The 25,185-nt window shown below is 33.9% G+C and carries 20 protein-coding genes, 1 other RNA gene and 1 pseudogene; 14 read left to right on the top strand and 8 right to left on the bottom strand.

Translation table 11 applies throughout. From position 1 onward, the window contains the following. Window positions 1–24: 24 nt before the first annotated feature. A complete protein-coding gene (locus OO775_RS01660) occupies window positions 25–840 on the top strand; it encodes a ZIP family metal transporter (RefSeq protein WP_264845274.1) in 816 nt (271 codons plus the stop codon). 42 nt (window positions 841–882) lie between these two features. Here the strand turns inward: OO775_RS01660 and OO775_RS01655 are convergent. Next, window positions 883–2,049 (bottom strand): annotated as a pseudogene (locus tag OO775_RS01655) (dicarboxylate/amino acid:cation symporter). Window positions 2,050–2,167: 118 nt separating this feature from the next. Here OO775_RS01655 and rnpB point away from each other — a divergent pair. The 4 genes from rnpB to nadE all read left to right on the top strand — a co-directional run bounded on the left by rnpB (window position 2,168) and on the right by nadE (window position 5,503). Next, window positions 2,168–2,473, top strand: an RNA gene (gene rnpB, locus OO775_RS01650) — RNase P RNA component class A. A 105-nt stretch (window positions 2,474–2,578) separates the two neighbouring features. Next, window positions 2,579–2,854 (top strand): co-chaperone GroES, encoded by a 276-nt coding sequence (locus OO775_RS01645; RefSeq protein ID WP_264845273.1) that lies wholly within the window; start codon window positions 2,579–2,581, stop codon window positions 2,852–2,854. Window positions 2,855–2,923: 69 nt separating this feature from the next. After that, the gene (gene groL / locus OO775_RS01640; protein WP_264845272.1) at window positions 2,924–4,552 is read left to right on the top strand and encodes a chaperonin GroEL; all 1,629 of its coding nucleotides are present in this window, start codon (window positions 2,924–2,926) and stop codon (window positions 4,550–4,552) included. A 171-nt stretch (window positions 4,553–4,723) separates the two neighbouring features. Further along, window positions 4,724–5,503, top strand: a complete 780-nt coding sequence (gene nadE / locus OO775_RS01635; protein WP_264845271.1) for an NAD(+) synthase — start codon at window positions 4,724–4,726, stop codon at window positions 5,501–5,503. A 72-nt stretch (window positions 5,504–5,575) separates the two neighbouring features. On the opposite strand, the gene tsaE is transcribed toward nadE, so the two are convergent. Continuing rightward, complete coding sequence (gene tsaE, locus OO775_RS01630; RefSeq protein WP_264845270.1) at window positions 5,576–5,998, bottom strand: tRNA (adenosine(37)-N6)-threonylcarbamoyltransferase complex ATPase subunit type 1 TsaE; 423 nt, start codon at window positions 5,996–5,998, stop codon at window positions 5,576–5,578. Window positions 5,999–6,118: 120 nt separating this feature from the next. Between tsaE and OO775_RS01625 the strand changes: the two genes are divergently transcribed. After that, window positions 6,119–7,081, top strand: a complete 963-nt coding sequence (locus tag OO775_RS01625; RefSeq protein WP_264845269.1) for a YheT family hydrolase — start codon at window positions 6,119–6,121, stop codon at window positions 7,079–7,081. A gap of 117 nt (window positions 7,082–7,198) precedes the next feature. On the opposite strand, the gene OO775_RS01620 is transcribed toward OO775_RS01625, so the two are convergent. Next, the gene (locus OO775_RS01620; RefSeq protein ID WP_264845268.1) at window positions 7,199–8,176 is read right to left on the bottom strand and encodes a DUF4837 family protein; all 978 of its coding nucleotides are present in this window, start codon (window positions 8,174–8,176) and stop codon (window positions 7,199–7,201) included. Between the two features lie 237 nt (window positions 8,177–8,413). Between OO775_RS01620 and aspA the strand changes: the two genes are divergently transcribed. Then, window positions 8,414–9,808: an aspartate ammonia-lyase gene (gene aspA / locus OO775_RS01615; RefSeq protein WP_264845267.1), complete on the top strand. Its 1,395-nt coding sequence runs from the start codon at window positions 8,414–8,416 to the stop codon at window positions 9,806–9,808. Window positions 9,809–9,887: 79 nt separating this feature from the next. Here the strand turns inward: aspA and OO775_RS01610 are convergent, their stop codons facing one another. Continuing rightward, complete coding sequence (locus OO775_RS01610; RefSeq protein ID WP_264845266.1) at window positions 9,888–10,613, bottom strand: RNA methyltransferase; 726 nt, start codon at window positions 10,611–10,613, stop codon at window positions 9,888–9,890. Window positions 10,614–10,629: 16 nt separating this feature from the next. On the opposite strand from OO775_RS01610, the gene tamL reads away from it, so the two are divergent. The 5 genes from tamL to mfd are packed head-to-tail and all read left to right on the top strand — an operon-like array spanning window position 10,630 to window position 19,022. Beyond that, complete coding sequence (gene tamL / locus OO775_RS01605; protein ID WP_264845265.1) at window positions 10,630–13,221, top strand: translocation and assembly module lipoprotein TamL; 2,592 nt, start codon at window positions 10,630–10,632, stop codon at window positions 13,219–13,221. Between the two features lie 17 nt (window positions 13,222–13,238). Further along, window positions 13,239–13,574 carry a DUF4286 family protein gene (locus tag OO775_RS01600; protein WP_264845264.1) on the top strand — a complete coding sequence of 112 codons (336 nt, stop codon included), beginning with the start codon at window positions 13,239–13,241 and terminating at the stop codon, window positions 13,572–13,574. Next, window positions 13,567–14,373, top strand: a complete 807-nt coding sequence (gene rsmA, locus OO775_RS01595; RefSeq protein ID WP_264845263.1) for a 16S rRNA (adenine(1518)-N(6)/adenine(1519)-N(6))-dimethyltransferase RsmA — start codon at window positions 13,567–13,569, stop codon at window positions 14,371–14,373. The genes OO775_RS01600 and rsmA overlap by 8 nt, the downstream gene beginning before the upstream one ends. 16 nt (window positions 14,374–14,389) lie before the next feature. Then, window positions 14,390–15,682 carry a hydroxymethylglutaryl-CoA reductase, degradative gene (locus OO775_RS01590; RefSeq protein WP_264845262.1) on the top strand — a complete coding sequence of 431 codons (1,293 nt, stop codon included), beginning with the start codon at window positions 14,390–14,392 and terminating at the stop codon, window positions 15,680–15,682. A gap of 10 nt (window positions 15,683–15,692) precedes the next feature. Next, the gene (mfd, locus tag OO775_RS01585) at window positions 15,693–19,022 is read left to right on the top strand and encodes a transcription-repair coupling factor (protein ID WP_373874538.1); all 3,330 of its coding nucleotides are present in this window, start codon (window positions 15,693–15,695) and stop codon (window positions 19,020–19,022) included. Window positions 19,023–19,330: 308 nt separating this feature from the next. On the opposite strand, the gene OO775_RS01580 is transcribed toward mfd, so the two are convergent. Beyond that, complete coding sequence (locus tag OO775_RS01580) at window positions 19,331–20,923, bottom strand: toxin-antitoxin system YwqK family antitoxin (protein WP_264845261.1); 1,593 nt, start codon at window positions 20,921–20,923, stop codon at window positions 19,331–19,333. Between the two features lie 127 nt (window positions 20,924–21,050). Between OO775_RS01580 and OO775_RS01575 the strand changes: the two genes are divergently transcribed. Together OO775_RS01575 and OO775_RS01570 are read left to right on the top strand one after the other, a co-directional pair. Continuing rightward, window positions 21,051–21,185, top strand: a complete 135-nt coding sequence (locus tag OO775_RS01575; RefSeq protein ID WP_264845260.1) for a hypothetical protein — start codon at window positions 21,051–21,053, stop codon at window positions 21,183–21,185. A gap of 929 nt (window positions 21,186–22,114) precedes the next feature. Beyond that, a complete protein-coding gene (locus tag OO775_RS01570; protein WP_264845259.1) occupies window positions 22,115–22,360 on the top strand; it encodes a hypothetical protein in 246 nt (81 codons plus the stop codon). On the opposite strand, the gene OO775_RS01565 is transcribed toward OO775_RS01570, so the two are convergent. Genes OO775_RS01565 through OO775_RS01555 form a run of 3 tightly spaced genes read right to left on the bottom strand, consistent with a single transcriptional unit; the run spans window position 22,298 to window position 25,100 of the window. Continuing rightward, window positions 22,298–23,377 carry a bifunctional 3-deoxy-7-phosphoheptulonate synthase/chorismate mutase type II gene (locus OO775_RS01565; protein ID WP_264845258.1) on the bottom strand — a complete coding sequence of 360 codons (1,080 nt, stop codon included), beginning with the start codon at window positions 23,375–23,377 and terminating at the stop codon, window positions 22,298–22,300. The two genes, OO775_RS01570 and OO775_RS01565, sit on opposite strands and share 63 nt — an antisense overlap. Before the next feature lie 16 nt (window positions 23,378–23,393). Continuing rightward, window positions 23,394–24,257 carry a prephenate dehydrogenase gene (locus OO775_RS01560; RefSeq protein WP_264845257.1) on the bottom strand — a complete coding sequence of 288 codons (864 nt, stop codon included), beginning with the start codon at window positions 24,255–24,257 and terminating at the stop codon, window positions 23,394–23,396. 15 nt (window positions 24,258–24,272) lie between these two features. Further along, window positions 24,273–25,100 (bottom strand): prephenate dehydratase, encoded by an 828-nt coding sequence (locus tag OO775_RS01555; RefSeq protein WP_264845256.1) that lies wholly within the window; start codon window positions 25,098–25,100, stop codon window positions 24,273–24,275. Window positions 25,101–25,185 lie beyond the last annotated feature (85 nt).

Below are 25,185 nucleotides of genomic sequence, written 5' to 3'. Positions count from 1 at the left end.
TTATTCTGAAAAACAATAAAATAAATGGAACTGATTATTAATTATTTAGAACAAACAAACCCTATTTTGGCGGCTTTATACGCCACACTTTTTACTTGGGGAGTAACTGCTTTAGGTGCAGCACTTGTATTCTTTTTTGTAAATCCGAACAAAAATATAATGGACGGAATGCTCGGTTTTACAGGAGGTGTGATGGTTGCTGCAAGTATTTGGAGTTTACTTATTCCTGCTATAAATATGAGTGATGGTGAAGGATTCGTGAAAATTATCCCTGCGGTGACGGGGTTCTTATTAGGTGCTTTATTTTTATTATTCTTAGATAAAGTATTACCTCACTTTCATGCCAATTTTAAGCAAGTTGAGGGAATTAGCTCCCGTTGGCAAAAAACAACTTTGCTTATTTTGGCTATTACATTGCACAATATTCCAGAAGGATTAGCCGTAGGAGTTCTGTTTGGAGGTGTTGCTGCGGGTGTTCCAGAGGCATCAATAGCAGGAGCTGTAACGCTTGCTATAGGAATAGGTTTGCAAAATTTTCCAGAAGGAATCGCTGTTTCTATGCCTTTAAGACGATTGGGACTTAGCCGTTCCAAAAGCTTCTTTTACGGACAATTATCAGCCGTAGTAGAACCCATAGCTGGTGTTTTAGGTGCTTTCGCCGTAGTATTTTTTACGCCTATATTACCTTATGCCTTGGCTTTTGCTGCTGGTGCAATGATTTATGTTGTTGTTGAAGAAGTAATCCCTGAGTCTCAACAAAACAAAGATACGGATATTTCCACACTTGGTTTTTTAGGAGGTTTCCTTATAATGATGACGCTTGATGTTGTATTAGGATAATTTTTTATAATCATCTATCAGTAGACGTTTTCTGAAAAACTTTTATCCTTCATCTTTTGCTATTCGGTCAATAATCATCGCAATAGCTCCATCTCCCATCACATTGCAAGCTGTTCCGAAACTATCCATTGCTATATAAAGGGCAATCATCAGACCTTGTTGTTGGGCATCGAAGTCAAGCATCGTTTGCAAAAGCCCAAGCGCTACCATAATAGCTCCTCCTGGAACCCCTGGCACTGTGCTACCATTATCACTCCAAGCATCATTATAAATCCTGCAAAAAGTTCAAAATCATACGGAGTTTGATTAAGAATCATCAGAGCTAAAGCGCAAGCGGTAATTTTCATCGTACTCCCAGACAGATGTATCGTTGCACATAAAGGAATTACAAACCCTGCAATACGCACCGAAACTCCATTATTTAAGGTTTGTTGCAATGTTATCGGAATAGTAGCTGATGATGATTGTGTACCCAATGCCGTAACATACGCAGGAAACATTGTTGCCATAGCTTTAAACGGATTTTTTCTGGAAATAAACCCCGCTATCAGATATTGAAAAATCAGTAAAGCAATGTGCAAAACAAAAATAATTCCTATTATTTTGATAAAAACAGAAAGAACCGAAGACACTTGCCCATTGAAAGCAATTTCAGCAAAAATACTTAAAATGTATAATGGTAAAAGTGGGATAAGAATTTTTTCAATAACTAAAACAATAATTTCTCGAAAATCTATAATAACTTCGCCCAAAGTAGAATTTTTTTTTAAAAGAAAGTTCTATTCCAATCATAAAAGCCAAAACCAAAGCACTCATTACTCCAAGTATTGGTTGTATTTCAATCGTGAAATAGGGTTTCAATTCCTTTGAAATATTGCCTACTGAACCTAAATTTTCTCCTAAAAGAAGCGAAGGAAATACTTCATTGGTAATGAAGTAAGTTGAAAATCCTGAAAAGAGTATAGAACCATAAGCAATAACAATAGTAATAAAGAGAAGCTTGCCTGCACTTTTGCCTAATTCCGAAATAGCAGGCATTACAAGTCCTAAAATAATAAGCGGAATTGAAAACCCTAAGAAACTACCGAATAACTTATTGAATGTTAATAATATACGATTTATCCATTCTGGACAATATATCCCAATAACAATTCCTAATATAATAGCTACGGCAATACGAAAAAGTAAATTTTTAACTAATTTTAACACATCTAGTTGGTTTTGAAAAACATATTTTGTCTACAACAATACAAATTTTTATTGATATACACATAAGTTTATAAAAATTTTTCATTTTAAAAGATAATTTTTTTATATCTTTGCCCTCGGAGCAAATCAGCTTATCGCTATTTTATAGAGGAAAGTCTGGACACCAAAGAGCAACATAGCGGGTAATTCCCGTCCGTCGCAAGACGAGGACAAGTGCAACAGAAAGCAAGTACAATACGGTTGTAGTGAAATCAGGTAAACTCTATGTGGTGCAACGCTATGTAAACCGGCGCATAAGAGTGGCTCGCTCAATGTCGGAGGGTAGGCGGTTAGAGTTTGCAAGTAATTGCAAATCAAGATAAATGATAAGCACCTTTATAATTAAAAATAAGGAACAGAATCCGGCTTATGATTTGCTCCTTTTTATGACAAAAACAAAACAAAACTGACAAATTGTCAATATTTTGCTTAATGGCATACTTTATGCTAATGAAGATTCGTATAATTTAATTTAAAAAAAATAAGAAATATGAGCGTACAATTAAAACCCTTAGCGGATAGAGTACTTATAGAGCCTGCTCCCGCTGAAACCACTACGGCTTCGGGTATTATCATTCCCGATACAGCACAAGAAAAACCTCAAAAAGGAACTGTTGTTGCTGTGGGACCTGGAACTAAGGAAAATCCTATAACTCTTAAAGTTGGAAATGTTGTCCTTTACGGAAAATATGCTGGAACTGAAATCAAAGAAGACGGAAAAACATATTTGATTATGCGAGAGAGTGATGTACTTGCTATCGTGTAATCCATAAGTATCATAAAATATTAAAAAATGTATTAACGCAGTAATTTCTGCACAAAATAATTTTAAACAATGGCAAAAGATATAAAATTTGATATTGAAGCGCGCGATGGACTAAAAAGAGGTATTGATGCTTTGGCTAACGCTGTAAAAGTAACGCTTGGTCCCAAAGGGCGTAATGTAATTATTAGCAAATCATTTGGTGCTCCTACTGTTACCAAAGACGGAGTTACCGTAGCTAAGGAAATTGAATTGGAAGATGCTCTTGAAAATATGGGAGCACAAATGGTAAAAGAAGTTGCATCTAAAACCAACGATTTAGCTGGTGATGGAACAACAACTGCAACCGTTTTGGCACAAGCTATCGTAAAAGAAGGACTTAAAAACGTCGCTTCGGGAGCTAACCCAATGGATTTGAAAAGAGGAATTGACAAAGCAGTAAAAGCCATCGTTGATGACCTTGCTAAACAATCCAAAGAAATCGGTGATTCTTCTGAAAAAATACAACAAGTTGCGGCTATTTCTGCCAATAACGACGATGCTATCGGCGAATTGATTGCACGTGCTTTCAAAAAAGTAGGCAAAGAAGGCGTTATCACTGTTGAAGAAGCCAAAGGAACTGATACTTATGTAGATGTTGTAGAGGGAATGCAATTTGATAGAGGATATTTGTCACCTTACTTTGTTACCAATTCTGACAAAATGATTTCAGAATTAGAAAATCCTTTTATTTTGTTATACGATAAGAAGATTTCAACTATGAAAGATTTACTTCCTATTCTGGAACCTGTGGCTCAATCAGGGAAATCACTTCTTATTATCGCAGAAGATATTGATGGTGAAGCATTGGCAACTTTGGTAGTAAATAAATTGCGTGGGGCATTGCGTATTGCAGCGGTAAAAGCTCCTGGTTTTGGTGATAGAAGAAAAGCAATGCTTGAAGATATTGCCATTTTGACAGGAGGAACTGTTATTGCTGAAGAACGAGGATTTACTTTAGAGAATGCAACTATTGATATGCTTGGTCGCGCTGAACGAGTAACTATTGACAAAGATAACACTACCATTGTAAATGGTGCTGGAAATTCAGACAATATTAAAGCTCGTGTTGGACAAATAAAAGCACAAATAGAAACAACAACTTCTGATTATGACAAAGAAAAACTACAAGAACGTTTGGCTAAATTGGCAGGAGGAGTTGCTGTTCTTTATGTAGGTGCTGCTTCTGAAGTAGAAATGAAAGAGAAAAAAGATCGTGTAGATGACGCTCTTCACGCTACTCGTGCTGCCGTTGAAGAAGGTATTGTAGCAGGTGGTGGTGTAGCTCTTATTAGAGCCAAATCAGCACTATCAAAGGTAAAAACAATAAATTCTGATGAATTTACAGGACTTCAAATCGTAGCTCGGTCCTTAGAGGCTCCTATTCGTACTATCGTAGAAAATGCAGGTGGTGAAGGTTCTGTAGTGGTTTCCAAAATTTTGGATAGCAAAAGTTCGTTCGGATTTAATGCCAAAACAGGTACATTTGTAGATATGTTCCGAGCAGGTATCATTGACCCGAAAAAAGTTACGCGTGTAGCTCTTGAAAATGCAGCATCAGTTGCAGGAATGATACTTACTACTGAGTGCGCTTTAGTTGATATTAAAACTGAAACGCCTCCAATGCCTCCAATGGGTGGAGGAATGCCCGGAATGATGTAATAAGCAAATTTAAAACATCTTTAATAAAAAAGGCTAATGACAAAAGTTATTAGCCTTTTTCTTTTACAACAAATTTTTAATCTATCTTCTATAAAGAAAATTTGATAAAAAATAAATACATTTTCCACAAAAATAATTACTTTTGCCTTCACAAATAATAAAAACAAAAATATGAAGGTTGAAAAAGTAAAAAATCATATAGTCGCTTGGCTGAAAAATTACGCAGAAATAACCCACGTTAAAGGATTTGTTATCGGAATTTCAGGAGGAGTCGATTCGGCTGTAGTATCAACACTTTGTGCAGAAACCACATTGCCTACTCTTTGTATTGAACTTCCTATACACCAAGCTCAAAATCAAGTAGATAGAGCAAAAAATCATATTGCTTTTTTAGAAAAAAAATACACAAATGTAAGTTCTCTATGTATTGATTTAACTTCTGTTTTTGACCAATTTACCAAACAAATACCTCCGCACAATGACAATCAACTAGCACTTGCCAATACACGAGCTCGTCTTAGAATGACAACTTTATACTACTTTGCTGGTTTACAAGGCTTTATCGTTGTGGGAACAGGTAATAAAATTGAGGATTTTGGTGTAGGGTTTTTCACTAAATACGGCGATGGAGGTGTTGATATTAGCCCTATTGCTGATTTAATGAAAAGTGAAGTATATGAACTTGCAGAAGTTTTGGGTATTTCAGTAGATATTCGCAAGGCAAAACCTACTGATGGGCTTTTTGGTGATGACCGAAGTGATGAAGACCAACTCGGAGCTACGTATGATGAATTCGAATGGGCTATGCTTGAAACTGAAAAAGGCAATAATCCTGAAGACTATTCAGGTAGAAAAAAAGAGGTACTTACTATTTATCAGCGACTTAATAAAATAAATCGGCACAAAATGATTCCTATCCCTATTTGTAAAATTCCATCAGAATTAAAATAATGATATCAAAAATACCTGATAGCTCAATTTATAGTAGTATTTTTCAGAAGAAATAAAAAAGTATTATTGTTACTAAGAATTTACTGGATTGATTATGGTCAAACTTCGAGTGTACGAGTCAATCGGAGTAATAATTATTTCAGTAACATTCTCGGGGAGAAGAGATGCTATGTTTTCAGACCATTCTATAAAGCACCAATTCCCTGAATATATATATTCTTCTATGCCCATATCCAAAGCCTCTTGTTCGTTTTTTATTCGGTAAAAATCGAAATGAAAAATAACACTGGTAGAGTTTCGGTATTCATTTACAAGGCTAAATGTTGGACTACTTACCACATCATCAATTTTTAAGGCCTTTACCAAAGCCTTGACAAGTGTTGTTTTGCCCATACCCATACTGCCTTGCAAAAGAATAATTTTGCTTTGTATCAAAGGCAATATTTGTTGTGCAACTTGTTCTATTTCCGCAAGTTGATAAATTATTTTTCTCATTTTTACAAAAAAGTAATATAAACAAAGCTCGCCAAAGTTACAAAAACTATTTCAAATACTGTTTATATCTTCTGCAAAGAGTTAATAAATTTTATAACTTTGCACTTTAATTTCGTAAAAATGCCTAATATTTCTTCTTCATACAATCCTGCTTTATGGCTTAAATCAATGGATATTTCATCAATATATGCAAGTAAATTTCGCAAAGTAGACGGGCTTGTTCAGCAGCGAGAACGCCTAACCTTACCCGATAGTGATTTCTTAGATTTGGATTGGATATATGGGATGAAATCAACAGACACAGTCGTTATACTTTTGCATGGATTGGAAGGTTCTGCAAAGCGTCCGTACATATTGGGAGCGGCAAAATCCTATTTAGTACAAAATATTGATGCTTGTTGTGTAAATTACAGAGGATGTAGTGGAGAGCCAAATAGTAGTTTTAAAACATATCATTCAGGAGCTACAGCCGATTTGCAAGCAGTTATTGATTTTGTTTTAGAGAAAAAATCATATAAAAACATTATTCTTCACGGATTTAGCCTAGGAGCTAATCTTTCTTTATTTTATGCTGGAACAACCAATATTCCCCAGCAAATACGAGCTATTATTGCCATTTCTGCTCCTTGCGACCTTAAAGGATGTTGCGATAGACTTATTTCTACTCGAAATCTAATTTACTCAACGTATTTCAAACATTCTTTAATCAAAAAATTGTATCAAAAATTAGAAAAATACCCCGATTTGCTTTCTTTGGAAGAAATCAAAAAAATTAAAACGCTTTATGATTTTGACACCGTTTATACTACCAAAGCACATGGTTTTGCAAATGCTGATGATTATTACTTACAATGTAGTTCCATAAATCACTTAGGCAATATATCAATTCCAACCTATATTTTGAATGCACAAAATGATAGTTTTCTTTCCGAGAGCTGTTATCCGTATGAACAAGCCCAAAAAAATCCGATGCTTTACCTAGAAACACCCAAATTTGGTGGGCATGTAGCTTTTGTTGATAAATCAATCTATTATTCTGAAAAACAAGCTATTGCATTTTTAAAACAACACCAAATAATTTGATATAAAGCATAAAAAAATTCCTGAATATATGAGCTATCCAGGAATAAAATAAAAACGACAATTTATATGAGCTTAGGTGTAGTTTTCTTTTTTCTTTATCTTCTGATAATATAAAAACTATTTGACAAATTCTATTGATTTAATAATAGATTCTAGTTCAAAAAGATAATCTCGCTTAGCAAAACCAGGAGCAGAAACAAATCCTTCTGCTACTATATATCGCTGATTTTTAGTATCTTCAATAATGTAATTAACAAAAGGACCTCCGAGTAGAAAATCTTTCATTTCCCAAAGACCTCGACTCTCAATAGCGAAACGATTTTTTATTTTTAATTCGTAAGTGCTTGGAGCAAAAGCTTTTCCAGTTATCATATACATACCTTCTTCACGTCCAGGAATATATTTTTGACCTATCGAATCACGCATTCTCACAATAGATTCGCTACGAGCAATATATTCTGAGGGAATACTTCCCAAAGGCATTTCGTAAATAATAATATTTGAAGTACCTCCTTTTATACGCCGTTCTATCCAGAAAAAATTATTCTCTTGCTTAACAACTGAATAAACCGAAGGAATCATTAGTTTTATCCCCAATTTATTAACTATTTCATCTGTTTTATTGAGTGAATTTTTAAACCTTAACTGGCTTTCACGTACTTCATTCTCTTTGAAAGCTTTAATTATTTTTGATGAATAAACTCGTATTTGTTCTACAATATCATCGGTAGTTTGTCCGATAATAAAAGCTACTTTCTGAGGTTTGGCATATAGTGTATCACGAATATCTACCCGATTTTGAGATTCTGTATCAACAATCAGAATATTTCGACTATTGCGGGTATTTCCTTTGAATATGCTGGGTGGTATCTGATGCAAGGAAAAAATAGGTTCATAAGAACCTGGAATTCCTTCTAAAGGTTGTGCAAAATAATACCGAAGCGAATCTCCAATAGCTCCATTCCACAACTGATTATCAATAACGATAGCTAAAGAATTTATTTGCCCATTAGACTGAGGCAAATATTTTTCTTTCATTTCATTACATGACCAAAAAATAGTAACCAAAAGAGAAATTTTCAAAAAATTTTTCATGCTTGCTAAAAAGAAACTATATTACTTATTATTCTTAACAGCAAAAACCATTCCAAAAATTACTATATATCATACATTTTCTAAATAAATTATTTAAAACACTGATATTTAACTATTTAAAATTTTTCATTTTAACATTGAAATAATTTTTAAGTTAAATAGTTTTTTTATCGGAAAAAATGACGTATCTTAGCTCTGTTTTTATACGATGTTTAATTTTAACAAAAAAGAGAAATTATGAGTAATTATAGAATTGAATCAGATCTTTTGGGAGACCTACAAGTTCCCAAAAATGCGTATTATGGAGTACAAACACAGCGTGCTATTGACAATTTCCATATAACAGGAAGTAAAATGGGAGATTTCCCTGAGTTTGTCAAAGCAATTGCTTTTGTAAAACTTGCTGCCGCTCAAACCAATTATGAGTTTGGTTTACTTCCTTCACAATTATTAGAACCTATTTCTAAGGTCTGTCAAGAAATTATTGATGGAAAATTACATGACCAATTTCCTGTTGATATGATACAAGGAGGTGCTGGAACTTCGGTTAATATGAACGCTAACGAAGTTATTGCCAATCGTGCATTGGAAATTATGGGATACGAACGTGGAGATTACCAATATTGCTCACCGAATGATCACATTAATCAATCTCAATCAACAAATGATGCTTATCCAACGACAATTAAACTTGCTATTATTAGAATGAATAGCTCTTTGGTAGCACATTTGCAGCTTCTTATTGATGCTTTTCGTGCCAAAGGAAAAGAGTTTGCCGATGTAATAAAAATGGGGCGTACTCAACTTCAAGATGCTGTTCCGATGACACTTGGACAAGAATTTGAAGCCTTTGCTGCTACTTTGGAAGAAGAAATTGCTCGATTGAATAATCTTTCCAAATTATTTTTAGAAATAAATATGGGAGGTACTGCTATCGGAACAGGGCTCAATGCTCCTGCTAATTTTCCAAAAATTTGTGCTGAAAAATTAGCAAAAATCACAGGAGAAGATTTTGTTCCAGCAACAAACTTAGTCGAGGCAACACCTGATACTGGTTCATATGTAATTTACTCATCTGCATTGAAGCGTATGGCAGTAAAACTTTCTAAGATTTGTAATGATTTACGTTTACTTTCATCTGGCCCTCGTGCTGGCTTGAATGAAATTAATTTACCACCAATGCAACCAGGTTCTTCTATAATGCCAGGTAAAGTAAACCCTGTAATTCCAGAAGTAGTCAATCAAGTCTGTTATAAAGTAATTGGTAATGACCTTACTGTTACTTTTGCTGCCGAAGCAGGACAGTTACAGCTCAATGTTATGGAACCTGTTCTGTGTCAGTCTATTATTGAATCTATTGTTTTTATGGAAAGAGCTTTGGATACACTTCGTGAAAAATGTATTGTAGGTATAACTGCCAACAAAGAAGTATGCCTGAATATGGTAAAAAATAGCATTGGAATCGTTACAGCTTTAAATCCACATATTGGATACAAAAATAGTACCAAAATAGCCAAAGAAGCATTAGAAACAGGTAAATCAGTATATGATTTGGTTTTAGAACATAATTTACTTTCAAAAGAAAAACTTGACCAAATACTTGATCCAAAAAACATGCTTTCATCACAATAGTTGTGTTTATATTTACTTAAGTTTTTTTAAGCGAAAAATCTACTCAAAAAGTAGATTTTTTCTTTTGATTACTAAGATACTATATTCCACGACAAAATTCGCTAAGGAGTATAGCCGAAGCCGTAGCAACATTAAGACTTTCCGCAGTTTGTTTTCCAAATTGAGGTATGGTTATTTGATGTTGGCAAAGAGCCTGAATGGTAGGAGAAATCCCATTAGCTTCATTGCCCAAAACCAAAATGGCTTTTTCAGAAAGCTTAGCTTTATAGACATTTGTACCATTAAGCAAACTTGCGTAGATAGGTAGAGGCGATTTTTGTAAAAATTGCTCTAACTGAGTATAAATAATTGATACTCGTGCCAATGAACCCATAGTTGCTTGTACTACTTTTGGATTATAACAATCCACAGATTGCTCACTACATACAATTTGTGTTACATTGAACCAATCGCACAAGCGAATAATTGTTCCTAAATTGCCTGGGTCGCGTATATCGTCTAAAACCAATGTAAATTCCGTATAGATAGGTGCTTTTTGTGGCGGTATTTGAAAGATAGCTACACCTTGATCTGGATTGGTCAAAGTACTAATAGAACGTAGTTCATTGGGTGTAATATAACATATTTTGTGTGAGGGAACTTCTGACCAAAAAGATTGCGTGCAGAAAAGTTTTTCTAATACGAATGACGATTGTAAAAATTCTGAAATATTTTTTTTGCCTTCTACAACAAAACTTTTCTGTTGCATTCGGAATTTTTTTTGCTGTAATTTTTGAATTATTTGTCGCTGATTTTTGCTTAACATAATAAAATTTGTAATTTTGAACCGAAAAAATTATGCTTACTTATTTCAAGTGAAAAAATTTAGTGCAAAAATAGGAATACTATTTGTTTTTTTTAGTGTTTTTTCATGTAATTCTGTAAAAAAAGTACCCGAAAATCAGTATCTTTTACGGAAAAATACATTGTTAGAAAACAACAAAAAGCCCAAAGATACCAATGCTTCTGATTATATATTGCAAAAACCAAATGGTCGTTTGCTGGGTATTCCTTTGGGATTATTTATCTATAATTGGGCGAAAGAAAATCCAGAACAAGACTATTGGGTGTGGCTCGAAAAGCATCCAAAGACTCATAATACATTGAAGAAAATTCTTTCTGAAAAACAAGTAAATCGCTTGGGGAAATCTTTTTTGGTTTCAGGAAAAGACCGAATGTTCAAAGATATTGGTGAGGCACCTGTTATCTTAGACACAGCTCAAACCAACAAAACAACCAATACACTGAGGGCTTATTATCGAAGTAATGGATATTTTAATGCAACTTCTGAGTACGAAATTTCGGCTATTGCAAATAAAAAACAGCAAGCCCTTGTTACGTATCGGGTAGAAACGGGCAAGCCTTATTTTATTGATTCGCTACTTAGTAGAATTACCTCTCCTGAACTTGATTCTGTATATCAAGCACATATTGGTAAACAGATTATTAAAAAAGGGCAACAATATTCGCTAACGAAGTTTGCCAAAGAGAGAGAACGCTTAAATACTCTTTTTCGCAATCAAGGTTTTTATAATTTTCAACAAAGTGCTATCAATTTTGAAATAGAACGCGATACGCTTGTTGAAAATGATGACCAAGGAATAAATGTTCGTACCGAAATAGGACAATATACAGACCGAAGTGGCGAAACTCCACAACAAAAACCCTATACAATTCATAAAATAGGAAAGATAAACTTATTTACCGATTCTGGTTTTTCTAATGAAAATGTAAAATATGACACAATTCAATATAAAGACCTGACAATTCATTATCAAGGCAAATTGCATTTTCGACGCAAAATGCTCTACAACGCCATAGCTTTGCGCTCGGGTAATGTATATCGAGATGAAGATAGAGCTTCTACATATCGGCAAATCAGTAACTTACGTACGTTCAAATACCCAACTATTCAGTACATATATAGTCCAACCGATTCGCTACAACGCACACTTGATGCCAATGTGTATCTGACTCCTCTTTCTCGATATTCAACCAATCTTAATACTGAACTGACACACTCCGATATTCAAACATTTGGTATCGGAGGAAGTGCTTCTGTACAAGCCAGAAATTTATTTCGTGGAGCAGAAATGTTAGAAATAGGTTTTCGTGGAACGATTGGTTCGCAAGCCAATATACAAGATGATACTCGCTTTTTCAATGTTTTGGAGTATGGAGGCGATTTGCGACTTATCATTCCAAGAACTTGGTTTTTCTTGAATACCGACAAAATTATTCCACATTCAATGACTCCACAAACCACAGTACAATTCAGCTTAACTGACCAAAAAAACATTGGTTTAGACAGAAATAAACTGCAAGGTATTTTGCGTTATTCTTGGAATCCTACTTTAAAAAATCACGCTATTTTAGAACTTCTTGATATTGAATTTGTTAAAAATAAAAACCCACAAAATTTTTTTCGAGCCTACCGAAGTTCCTACGAACACCTAAATCAAATAGCTAAAAATTATAATTTAGGAAGTCCATATATGGATGCCAATAATAATCTTGATATAGATACAGGAGTTGTAAATTTTCTTAAAGATGTGTCTGATAGAAAAATAACACTTACAAACGAAGAATATTTACAAATTTTTAATGTAGCGGAACGCTATGTCAGACTTACTCGCAATGATTTGATTATGGCAACAAGTTTTACGTATATTTTTAATAATTCTATTCGCTATTACGATCCTAACTTTAAGCAATTTCGTGTAAAATTGGAAACCGCTGGAAACCTTCCTCAATTATTCTCCAAAGTTCTCAATACAGAAACTGATAATGAGGGGCAACGACAATTTTTCGGGGTAACGTATGCTCAATACATAAAAACTGAAATGGAGTACATAAAACATTGGCCTGTTGGCGAACAAAGTATGCTGGCATTTAGAACCTTTGCCGGGATAGCAATTCCATATGGTAACGGAAAAAATATTCCTTTCTCGCGAAGTTACTTTGCAGGAGGTTCTAACGATAACAGAGGCTGGCGTGCATATTCATTAGGACCAGGAAGTAGCAAATCTTTTTTAGATTATAACGAAGCTAATTTCAAATTTACAACCAATTTAGAATATCGTTTTCCAATAATGGGAGCGCTCAAAGGAGCTTTTTTTGTTGATGCAGGCAATATTTGGAACGTATTTGACCAAACAAAAGATACAGAGTGGCAATTTGACAAATTGTCTGATATTCAAGATATTGCTATTAGTACAGGATTAGGTATTCGATATGATTTTAATTATTTTGTACTTCGGTTAGACTTAGGTGTAAAAACTTATGACCCAAGTAAAAATATGGGAAGCCGTTGGATACGTGATTTTAATCTGTCTGACTATGTAATAAATATCGGAATAAACTATCCTTTTTAATCTGAAAATTGATACCTATGTTTTATTATAATATTACTTATACGATTGAAAAATCTTTACAAAATCGTTGGAAAAACTGGATTTTCAATGATTTTATCCCACACGTTGTCAAAAAAGGAAAATTTGACAAAGCCCGACTTATTTGGGTAAAAACAGATGATGCCGAATACAACACATACAGCTTGCAATTAGAAACTCCTGATACCGAAATAATAAAAGAATTCCAAGAAAAAGACGAAAATAACTTTCTCAGACTGCTTTATATACAATTTGCTGAAAAGGTTTTGACTTTTTCTACTGAATTACATCTTGTTGAAACAATTATGCAAAAAGAACTCAACGATAATGAATAATAAAGTTCGTGCCAAAAAACACTTAGGACAACACTTTCTGACCGACCTGAATATTGCTCAAAATATAGCCGATACGTTGAGCCTACACGGGTATGAACAGGTATTGGAAATTGGAGCTGGAATGGGTGTTTTGACACAATTTTTACTCAAAAAAAAGACAAAAATCTTTGTGATTGAAATTGATGATGAGTCTGTATCGTACCTCAATACACATTTTCCTGAGTTACAGCAGCGTATCATTCCACGCGATTTTTTAAAATACGATTTGGTTCGCTTTTTTGAGCAGAAACCCTTTGCTATTATTGGTAATTTTCCGTATAATATTTCTTCTCAAATTGTGTTTCGATTGTTAGAAATGCGGGATTATGTGCCAGAATTTGCAGGAATGTTTCAAAAAGAAGTAGCCGAACGTATTTGTGAGAAAGAAGGTTCAAAAACCTATGGGATTCTATCAGTTTTAGTTCAAGCATTTTACGATGCTTCGTATCTTTTTTCTGTCTCAGAACACGTATTTTCTCCACCTCCCAAAGTAAAAAGTGGTGTTATAAAACTTGTACGTAAAGCCAATTATAAACTCCCTTGTTGTGAAAAATTATTTTTTTCAGTAGTGAAAACTGCTTTTAATCAACGGAGAAAAACGCTTCGCAATAGCTTAAAATCATTCCTTACGGACAAAGAAACACTAAAACTTGAATCTGTTTTCGACAAACGCCCCGAGCAACTTTCGGTACAAGATTTTATTTCATTAACCCAACTGATAGATTCATACAATTCTGATTTTTCTTTTACAGAAATATAATTAAAATTCTAACAAAATGATTAACGGATTTTCAAAATTCAGCAAAGAACAAAAACGCAGATGGCTTGAAAAAAACTATCTAAATGATTTTCAGTACGAAGATATTTTTGGCAAATATGATAATGCAGACGCTACTTTGCAACAACTTCATGACGAATTTATCGAAAATACAGTAGCTAATTATTATTTACCTTTGGGAGTTGCTCCTAATTTTTGTATCAATGACCAATTCTACACAATTCCTATGGTTGTAGAAGAGAGTTCGGTTGTAGCAGGAGTGAGTAAAGCAGCTAAATATTGGGCAGAGCGAGGAGGTTTTCGTAGTGAAGTTGTTTCTACTGAGAAGATAGGGCAAATACATTTGTTTTTTGATGGGAATTCTGATGATTTTCAAAATTTTTTCAATCAAATAAAACCAATTTTACTCCCTGACACACAACATATTACCTCTAACATGCAGAAAAGAGGAGGTGGTATTTGCTCCATTGAACTTCAAGACAAAACACATCAATTAACAGGATATTACCAAGTTTTTGCTACTTTTGAAACTCTTGATGCAATGGGGGCAAATTTTATCAATTCGTGCTTGGAACAAATGGCAAAAACTATAGAACGAGAAGCCACACACTGGAAACTCAGCGGAAATATTGAAATACTAATGTGTATTTTGTCTAATTATGTTCCAAATTGCTTGGTTCGCTCCCAAGTGGTTTGTTCTATTGATAAGATGAATTACGGAAATATCAGTGGTAAAGTTTTTACTCAAAAACTTATAAAAGCTGTTGATATTGCCAATATTGACACGTATCGAGCCGTTACGCATAACAAAGGAGTAATGAACGGAATAGATGCTGTTATTATTGCCACAGGCAATGATTTTCGAGCTGTAGAGGCTGCTTTGCATGCCTATGCCTGCCGAAGCGGACAATACAAAAGTCTTACGTATGCTTATATAGAAAACGATTTGTTTCACTTCGGTATTGAAGTGCCTCTTGCTTTGGGAACTATCGGCGGACTTACCCAACTGCACCCAATGGTAAAAACAGCCCTTCGAATATTGAACAATCCCAATGCTAAACAACTGATGCAAATAGTTGCTTCGGTAGGTTTAGCCCAGAATTTTGCTGCTCTCAGCGCTCTTGTTACTTCGGGAATACAACAAGGTCATATGAAAATGCACTTGGTCAATATTATCAATCAATTGGGAGCTTCCCCAGAACAAAAAACCAAACTTATCGAGTACTTCAAAGACCGAATCGTTAGTTATCGTGAAGTATATGAACAATTTTTAACAATAAACAATTCATAATTTTTTTATTTTGGAAATTCTTTTTAAGTCGTTATCAGAAAGTCATTCTACAAAACAATTACAAGAAAATATTACTCGTGGTAAAGAGTGTTCCATTACGGGAATAATCGGTTCGGGTATTTCTATACTGCTGGCAGATGTTTATAAAAAGCATTTGCGACCTATATTTTTTGTTTGTAACGATAAGGAAGAAGCTGCCTATTTTTTGAATGATTTGGAGCAAATCATAGACCAAGAAGCTGTTCTTTTCTTCCCCAGTAGTTATCGAAGACCTTATCAGATAGAAGAAACAGACAATGCAAATGTATTGTTGCGAGCCGAGGTTCTTAGCCGACTTACCAGCTCTGAAAAAACGCCAATTATCGTTACCTATACCGAAGCTCTTTTTGAGAAAGTAATTACAAAAAAAGAATTGGAGAAAAACACACTTTCTGTTAAAGTAGGCGATACACTATCACTTGATTTTTTGAATGAAACTTTGTTTGAATATCAATTCAACCGAGTTGATTTCGTTACAGAACCGGGCGAATTTTCAGTACGAGGCGGTATTGTCGATGTTTTTTCTTTTTCCAATGATATGCCCTATCGGATTGAATTTTTCGGAGAAGAAGTTGATAGTATTCGTACATTTGATGTTGAAAATCAATTATCCATTTCCAAAATAAAACAAATAAATATTATCCCAAATGTTGAAAACAAAACCCTGCAAGAACAGCGGGAATCTTTTATAAACTCTTTACCAGAAAATACGCTTGTTTTTGCCAAAGATTTTGACCTTTTTGCCAGTAAAATAGACCGATTGTTTGAGAAAGCGTCCGAATATTACGCCTCTTTGTCAGGAACGATTAAGCATATTCCTCCGCAAGAATTATTCTGCGATAGTCAAGAAATTTTTCGTCAGCTAAATGGTTTATATGTTGTGAAAATCAGTTCGCTTGCTAGACAAACAACCCAAGAGTATATCGACTTTGGTATGCGACCGCAGCCTTCGTTCAATAAAAGATTTGAACTGCTGATTTCTCACCTGAAAGAAAAATTTGCAGAAGGATATACAAACTATATTCTATGTGTAAGCGAACAACAAGCTAAGCGATTTGAAGATATTTTCGCAGAATTGCACCAAGATGTTCCTTGTCAAATGCGGGTAATGCCTTTTTATCTTGGTTTTTCCGACACACTTACCAAAATAAACTGCTATACAGACCATCAGATATTGGAGCGCTATCACAAGTTTTCTATTCGCAATGGGTATGCCAAAAAACAATCCATTACTCTGAAAGAGCTTAATCAGCTCGAAATAGGCGACTACGTAACTCATATAGACCACGGCATTGGCAAATTTGCAGGCTTGCAAAAAATTGATATAGAAGGCAAAAAACAAGAAGCTATCAAACTTATTTACGGAGATAGAGATATTCTCTACGTAAGTATTCATTCATTGCACAAAATAACCAAATACAACGGAAAAGACGGAAAACCTCCCAAAATATACAAACTCGGAAGCAATGCTTGGAAAGCTCTCAAACAAAAAACCAAGGCACGAGTTAAGGAAATAGCTTTTAACCTTATCAAACTTTATGCAAAAAGAAAAGAAGCCCAAGGATACGCCTTTGCTCCCGACTCGTATATGCAAAAAGAATTGGAAGCATCTTTCTTATATGAAGATACACCCGATCAAAACAAGGCAACTATCGAAGTAAAAATGGATATGGAAAGCAATCGCCCAATGGATAGATTAGTATGTGGTGATGTAGGATTTGGTAAAACAGAAGTGGCTGTGCGAGCTGCGTTCAAGGCTGTAGATAATAGCAAACAAGTGGCTGTACTTGTTCCTACAACTATTTTGGCTTTCCAACATTACAAAACTTTTTCAGAGCGAATGAAAGGTTTTCCTGTTCGTATCGAATACTTAAATCGATTCCGAACAGCCAAAGAGAAAAAAGAAATATTAAACGCTGTAGCGAGTGGCTTGGTTGATATTCTGATTGGAACACATCAAATTGTAAATGAAAATGTAATTTACAAAGATTTAGGTCTTTTAATTGTCGATGAAGAACAAAAATTTGGTGTAGGAGTAAAAGACAAACTCAAAACGCTTAAAGAAAACTTAGACGTACTAACTCTTACCGCTACTCCTATTCCACGCACACTCCAATTTAGTCTAATGGCAGCACGTGATTTGTCAGTAATAACTACGCCTCCAGCTAATCGTTACCCGATTGAAAGTCAGGTAATTCCATTTAACGAAGAAGTAATCCGTGATGCTATTTCATACGAAATACAACGAGGTGGGCAGGTATTTTTTATACACAATCGAGTTGAGAATATCCGCGAAGTAGCAGGAATGATACAACGTCTTGTCCCAAATGTGAAAATTGGTGTAGGACACGGACAGCTTGAAGGTAAGAAGTTAGAAGAAATTATGCTTTCGTTTATGAATGGAGATTTTGACGTTCTAGTATCAACAACTATTATCGAAAGTGGTTTAGATGTGCCCAATGCTAATACAATTTTCATACACAATGCGCAAAATTTTGGACTTTCAGACTTGCACCAAATGCGTGGCCGTGTTGGACGAAGCAACAAAAAAGCTTTTTGTTATTTTATAACGCCCCCTTACGCTACAATGACCGATGATGCTCGGAAGCGTATTGAGGCAATTGCTCAATTCACAGACCTCGGAAGCGGATTTAATATTGCTATGAAAGATTTGGAAATCAGAGGAGCTGGCGACCTATTGGGTGGAGAACAAAGCGGTTTTATTAACGATATCGGCTTTGATACCTATCAAAAAATATTACAAGAAGCTATATTTGAACTCAAAGATAACGAATTCGCTGCGCTTTATCATACGGAAAATGAAGTAAAATCGTATCTTAATGATACTCAATTAGATAGTGATTTCGAACTTTTATTCCCCGATGATTATATCAATAATATCGCTGAGCGACTCAATCTATACAGCCAGTTGAGTAATATCACGAACGAAGCTGATTTACATCAATACGAACTCAATCTTATTGACCGATTTGGGAACTTACCTACTTCGGGCAAAGATTTGCTAAATTCCGTTCGATTAAAATGGATTGCTACCGAAATGGGAATAGAACGAATTATCCTAAAATCAGAGAAAATGGTTGGATATTTCATCTCTGACCAACAAAGCAAATTTTATCAAAGTGTAGCTTTTCAGAAGGTATTAACTTTCGTACAACGCAATGCTGACAAGTGCCGAATGACCGAAAAGCAAACTCGTAACGGACTGCGATTATTACTAACTTTTGATGAAATTACTTCGATTGATAAAGCCCTACGAATATTACAACTTTTCAAAGAATAAATTTTTTATTCTGATAACAAATTTTAAGCCTTTTCAAATTCTATTTTCAGAATAATGAAATATTTACAAAATTTTGTAAGCAGATACAATAGGTATAATTTCTTTTGTTTGTACAAATGTTTAGCTACAAATGATTTTATGTGAAATTTGATCATCAAAACCTACAAATACGACTTTTGTTGATATTTTTGCTACTTCTAAAACACTTGAAATTAAGGAACATATTAAAAACCGAATTCTACACCTGATTTAAAAGATATAAATTTCATTATACTATTTTCTATTGAGTTGTTATATATAATTTTCTTTTATTTATATTCTTTCGAAGAGATTTCCCGTCCTAAATTATATTGAATTTCTTTGGAAAGTTTACCAGCTAAATCATATATTTTCCAAGTGCCATCTTTTTCGTTATTTTTATAGTTGCCTTCCACTCCTACCCGGTTTGCTTTGTTATATTCTCTGAACAATCCATTTTTTACGCTGTTTTGATAGGTAGTTTCAGTTTCTAAATCGCCCGTTTTGTTGTTATATTTCTTCCAAACTCCATCTTTATAGTCATTTTTATAGCTTCCCTCTTCTATTTTTATACCCAAATCGGTGTATTTTTGAAAAAGTCCCTCTTGTTCACCAAGTCTGAATGAATAGGTATCACGTTTGTTTCCATTGTCATAATAACTTTCTTTGAATTCTAAAGTTCCGTTTTTGTAAATTTCTTTGGAAGTGAGAATTCCGTTGGAATTGTAGCGTAATTGTTCCCCTTCATAGTTTCTTTTTTTGCGTTGTTCCACTCTTTCGAGTTTTCCGTTGGGGAAATAATCTTTGCGAATGTAAGTGTCATATCCGTCATACATTATTTCCCAAAGGAGTTTTCCATCTGCATTTTTGCATTCAGTTTTTCCTGATAATTCTTCGTTTTTGTAAGTACGGGTAATCACATTGCCGTTGTATTCTTTTTCCCAGAAAACGCCATTTCTCTTTCCGTTTGTATAATTTTCAGAGCGAATTATTTCTCCATTTTCATCAAAATACTCTTGTTTTCCATCGTATTCTCCCTCTTTGTAGTTTGAAATTCTTTCTTTTTTACCATTTTCGTGAAAACTTTGAACTTTTCCGTTTATTTTTCCATTTACATATGTTGCAATATACTTTTTATTCCCATTTTTGTAAAATGTTTCTCTCGAAACTACTTTTTCGTCTTTGTAAGCGATTGCACTTTCGAGTTTTCCGTTATCGTAATATTCCCTTTCGATGTAACTATCAGACGAGGTGTATTCTTTTTCTTCTTTTATTCTTCCATCATCATATTTTTCTTGCCATTTGCCGACAGGTTCGCCATTTTTATAATATTTTATTCGGGTTATTTTTTGTCCTCGTAAGTTATATACACTCCACCATTTGCCTTCTGCTTTTCCGTTTACATAATTTTGCACTTCGTAGAGTTCTCCTTTGAGGTTGTAGAACTCCCATTTCTTATCGGGTTTTCCATTTTTGTAATATGCAATTTCTTTGATGACATCTCCAGAATGAAAATACGACCATTTTCCGTCCAATTCACCATTTGAGTAAGCACCTTCGGTAATGATTTCTCCTTTGCGATTATAACTGGTGTATTTTCCGTCTTTAATTCCTTCTTTCATAAACACAACCGAAACGAGTAATCCGTCACGATCATATCGTTTGACTTCGCCGTCTAATTTTCCATTTTTGAAATGTGTGTCTATGTAAGCTCCTTTTTCATCGGCTATTTTGTAATACCCATTGAGCATTTTTCCGTCTAAATCTTTGTAAAATTCTTCTTTTCCGAATTTTTGGAGTTTTACTTCACTTTCTAAAAGTAATATTTGACTAAAAGCCACGTGGACAAATAAAAAACCAAGCACAAAAGCTATTCTTTTCATCATTCTTCTTTTTTTAATTAGTTTGGACAAAGTTATAAAAAAAAATAAACTTTTACTACTAAAAATATATTCATAAGGTTATTTTTTGTAAAAATTTCAGTTAATACCAAGGTGTATTAGAGCTGATATGGCAGTTTATGGTATAGACCTTATGGAGTTCTCCTTAGAAAATATCTCAATTCCAATCGAAATAAAAAAAGAAATTATACAACGAATAAGTTCTAAGTTACAAACAACACATCATACGAATAAAGAAAGCTAATAAAAAATAGAATTTATAATGACCTTTTAAATCCTAATGGCTAATAAAATTGTTTGTTTCATATATATATAATTATTTTTAGTTAATCTATTTATGTATTTTCCTACACTTAATAAGTGTAGGAAATACTAAACAGCAGGATTGATATGATTTTTTTTCATACTTATTTATATTTATTTAAAAGTTGTTTATATTTTTTATGCTATCCCTTGTACTACAAATAAGTACAAGGGAGGCTAAAAAATAAAAAAGCATCAAGAAAATACATTTTCTAATAGATAAAAAGTAAAAAAGACTACAGAAAATGCATTTGATTATAACTTTAAAATAAAAAAGCATTAAGAAAATACATTTTCTAATAGATAAAAAAATAAAAAAGACTACAGAAAATGCATTTGATTATAACTTTAAAATAAAAAAGCATTAAGAAAATATATTTTCTAATAGATAAAAAATAAAAAATATTACAGAAAATGCATTTGATTATAACTTTAAAATAAAAAAGCATCAAGAAAATACATTTTCTAATAGATAAAAAGTAAAAAAGACTACAGAAAATGCATTTGATTATAACTTTAAAATAAAAAAGTATTAAGAAAATAGAATTTAGTAGTACAAATAATATAAATAGCACCTATTTGCATATATGAATTATAATTATCAAATAGTTTATATTTTAGAAAATGTAATATTTTGCTTTTATTTTTAATTTGGATTAGTATTGTTTGTGTTTTCCCTTGCTTATAATTATACGCAAAGGAAACCAAACAAGAAAGAGTGAAGCTTTTGATTAAAAAGATAAAAAATAAGTAGTCATATATAATATATTCATTATACATTAGGTATATTTATAGTAAATAAATTAGTACTTATTAAGTTATTTAGCATCTGAAAATTATAACAAATATAGAACTTAAAAAATAAAAAAGATGAAAAAATGTATTTACACATTAGTATTTGTATTGTCATTTGGTATCATTGTTCCTGCGCAATCACAAATTTTGAAACGACTTAGCGAAAAAATAACAAATAATGTAGAACAAACACTACAAGAAGCCTCTAACAAATCTATGAAAAGACTTCCATATCTCCTACTCTTGGAATGTGGTTTGTTATCTTACTATTTTCTCTTGCCGAGCGATAGACTCTTGGTGAATGGCTTTGAAAAGTTTTAAGATAAATTCTTCCGAAAGTCCTTTTTCTTCTCCTTGCAAAATCATCTTGCCCAGAATCTCGTTCCACCGTCTGTTTTGCAAGATAGCAACGTTTTTCTCTTTTTTCAAACTTCCGATATGGTCTGATATTTCCATTCTTTTTTTGAGCAAATCCAAAAGTTGCTCATCAAGAATATCTATTTGCGATCGCAAGTTTTGAAGCCGCATCTGAAAATCGGCTTCGGGTGTAGTTTCTTTACGTATCTGTAAGTTTTTCAATATCTCAACAAGTGCATGGGGAGTTACTTGCTGGGGAGCATCACTCCACGCTTTATCAGGATTGCAATGGGTTTCTATCATTAGTCCGTCAAGGTTCAAGTCCAATGCTGTTTGCGATAAGTCAAAGATAAGCTCACGATTGCCTGCAATATGCGACGGGTCACAAATAATTGGTAGTTCGGGGAAGCGATTTTGAAGGTCAATAACAAGTTGCCACTCAGGAATATTTCGATATTTGGTTTTCTCATACGTTGAAAAACCTCGATGGATAACTCCTAAGTTGGATATATCGGCTCGTTGAAGGCGTTCCAATGCACCAATCCATAAGGGTAAATCAGGATTAACGGGGTTTTTGACCAAAATAATTTTGTCTGTACCTTTGAGTTCGTCTGCGATTTCTTGAATAATAAACGGACTTACCGTAGAGCGCGCACCAATCCACAATAGGTCAATATCATACGCTAAAGCAAGGCGTACGTGGTCTCGATTAGCAACCTCTGTGGCAGTTTTTAAGCCCGTTTCTTCTTTGACACGTTTGAGCCATTTGAGCCCTATTTCGCCAATACCTTCAAAGCCCCCAGGGCGTGTACGTGGTTTCCAAATTCCTGCTCGAAAGAACGAAATCCGTTTATCTTTCAGCTGGTGAGCTACTTGCAATACTTGCTCTTCGGTTTCGGCAGAACAAGGACCTGCGATAACAAGCGGATGGTTTAGACCCAGCGCATCAAGCCATTTACGTAATAAAGGTGTATTTTCCATAACTAAAATTCTATTTTTATTTTATTTGAATGTTTTTTCCATTCAAAATGTCTTTTATTTGATTTATTTGGTCAATTTGGTCAAAAATTCTTGAATAATTTTCAGCAGCTAATAATTGTTCAAACTGATGTAAATTCTCAATATATTCTTTCAAACATTCTAATAGATAATTTCTATTTTGTTTGAAAATAGGTACCCACATACTTGCTGAACTTTTTGCCAAACGCACAGTCGAGGCAAATCCTGAACCTGCCATATCGAAAATATCTTTTTCACTTGCTTCTTTTTCCATAACGGTTTTACCTAACATATATGATATAACGTGCGACAAATGAGACACATATGCTATATGTTTGTCGTGCATTACAGGATTCATGTACCGAATACGCATTCCGATTTTTTGGAAAAGGTCAAGGGCTTTCTCTTGCAAAGCGAATGAAGTTTTTTCCACCTCACAGACAATCATTGTTTTGCCAGCAAAAAGCCCTCTGAAAGCCGATTTAGCTCCCGAATATTCGGTACCAGCTATGGGATGTGCTGCCAGAAATTGATTTCTTTTAGGGTGGTTTTCAACACTTTGACAAATTTCAGCTTTGGTCGAACCCATATCAATAACAAGTGTTTGTTCCTTTACGCGAGCTAAAATATCAGAAAGTACCTCCGGAATATTATCTACCGGAATTGAAATAAGAACCATATCGGCACAGGCAACATCGTCTATCGTACCTTTTTTGTCAATGATTTTCAAATCTAGTGCTTCTTGTATATTTTCTTTGTTTTTGTCTATTCCGATTAGTTGAGCTTGCGGATATAACAATTTGATTTCCAAAGCGAAAGACCCACCTATGAGTCCTACTCCTACAAAAGCTATTTTTTTCATTCAGATTGTATTTTGTTAGTCTAATTGATTTTGATATTCACCCAATATTTTAATATCTTCTGCCATAATGTCTAATAGTTGAATTACTTTCTGAAAATTTGTATATTTATCGAAAGTTACATCAACAAAAAAGGCATATTTCCAAGGCTGATGAACCACAGGGAGCGATTGTATTTTGGTCATATTCAAATCACAATCGCTTATCACATTGAGTACCGTAGCCAAACTACCTCGTTTGTGGTCAAGCTGAAATTTGATAGAGGCCTTATTGATTGTTTTTTGATACAACAGAGGTTTTTCTTTTTGCAGAATAACAAATCGGGTAGCATTGTTCTTCATTGTTTGGATATTCGTTGCAAGAATTTCTAAACCAAACAAGTGGGCTGCTGTAACCGAAGCAATAGCACCTATACCGCGTAAATTGCCTTGTTTGATACGTCGTGCTGTGGAAGCCGTATCGCTATCCTCTACAAGTTTTATATGTGGGTATTGTACAAAAAAATCTTTGCATTGTAACAAAGCCATATAATGCGAATGTACTTCGGTAAGGTCTTCAAGATGTTGCCCCTGAATTGCCATAAGCTGATGTTGAATATCAATATAATGTTCGCCTACAATATATAACTGATGTTTGTCAATCAGATTATAATTGGGCAAAATAGCGCCTGCTATGGTATTTTCAATAGCCATAATACCCATAGACGCTTCTTGATTAAGTAGTTTTTGTGCTACTTTGTCAAATGAATCACATGGAATTATTTGTATATCTCTATCAAAATACTCTTGTGCTGTCTGATGATGGTACGATCCTTCAATTCCTTGTATTGCTACGATTTCTTTCATAAAATAAAAAAACCTGCCAAAAGAGGCAGGAATGAGAAATTATTTACTTTAAAATCAAAAAGAATTCCTGCTTTTTTCAAATCTG

The organism is Capnocytophaga catalasegens (assembly GCF_026005215.1).
In the GTDB taxonomy this organism is placed as follows: Bacteria; Bacteroidota; Bacteroidia; order Flavobacteriales; family Flavobacteriaceae; genus Capnocytophaga; species Capnocytophaga catalasegens.
This window is presented reverse-complemented; position numbering and strand designations above follow the sequence as displayed.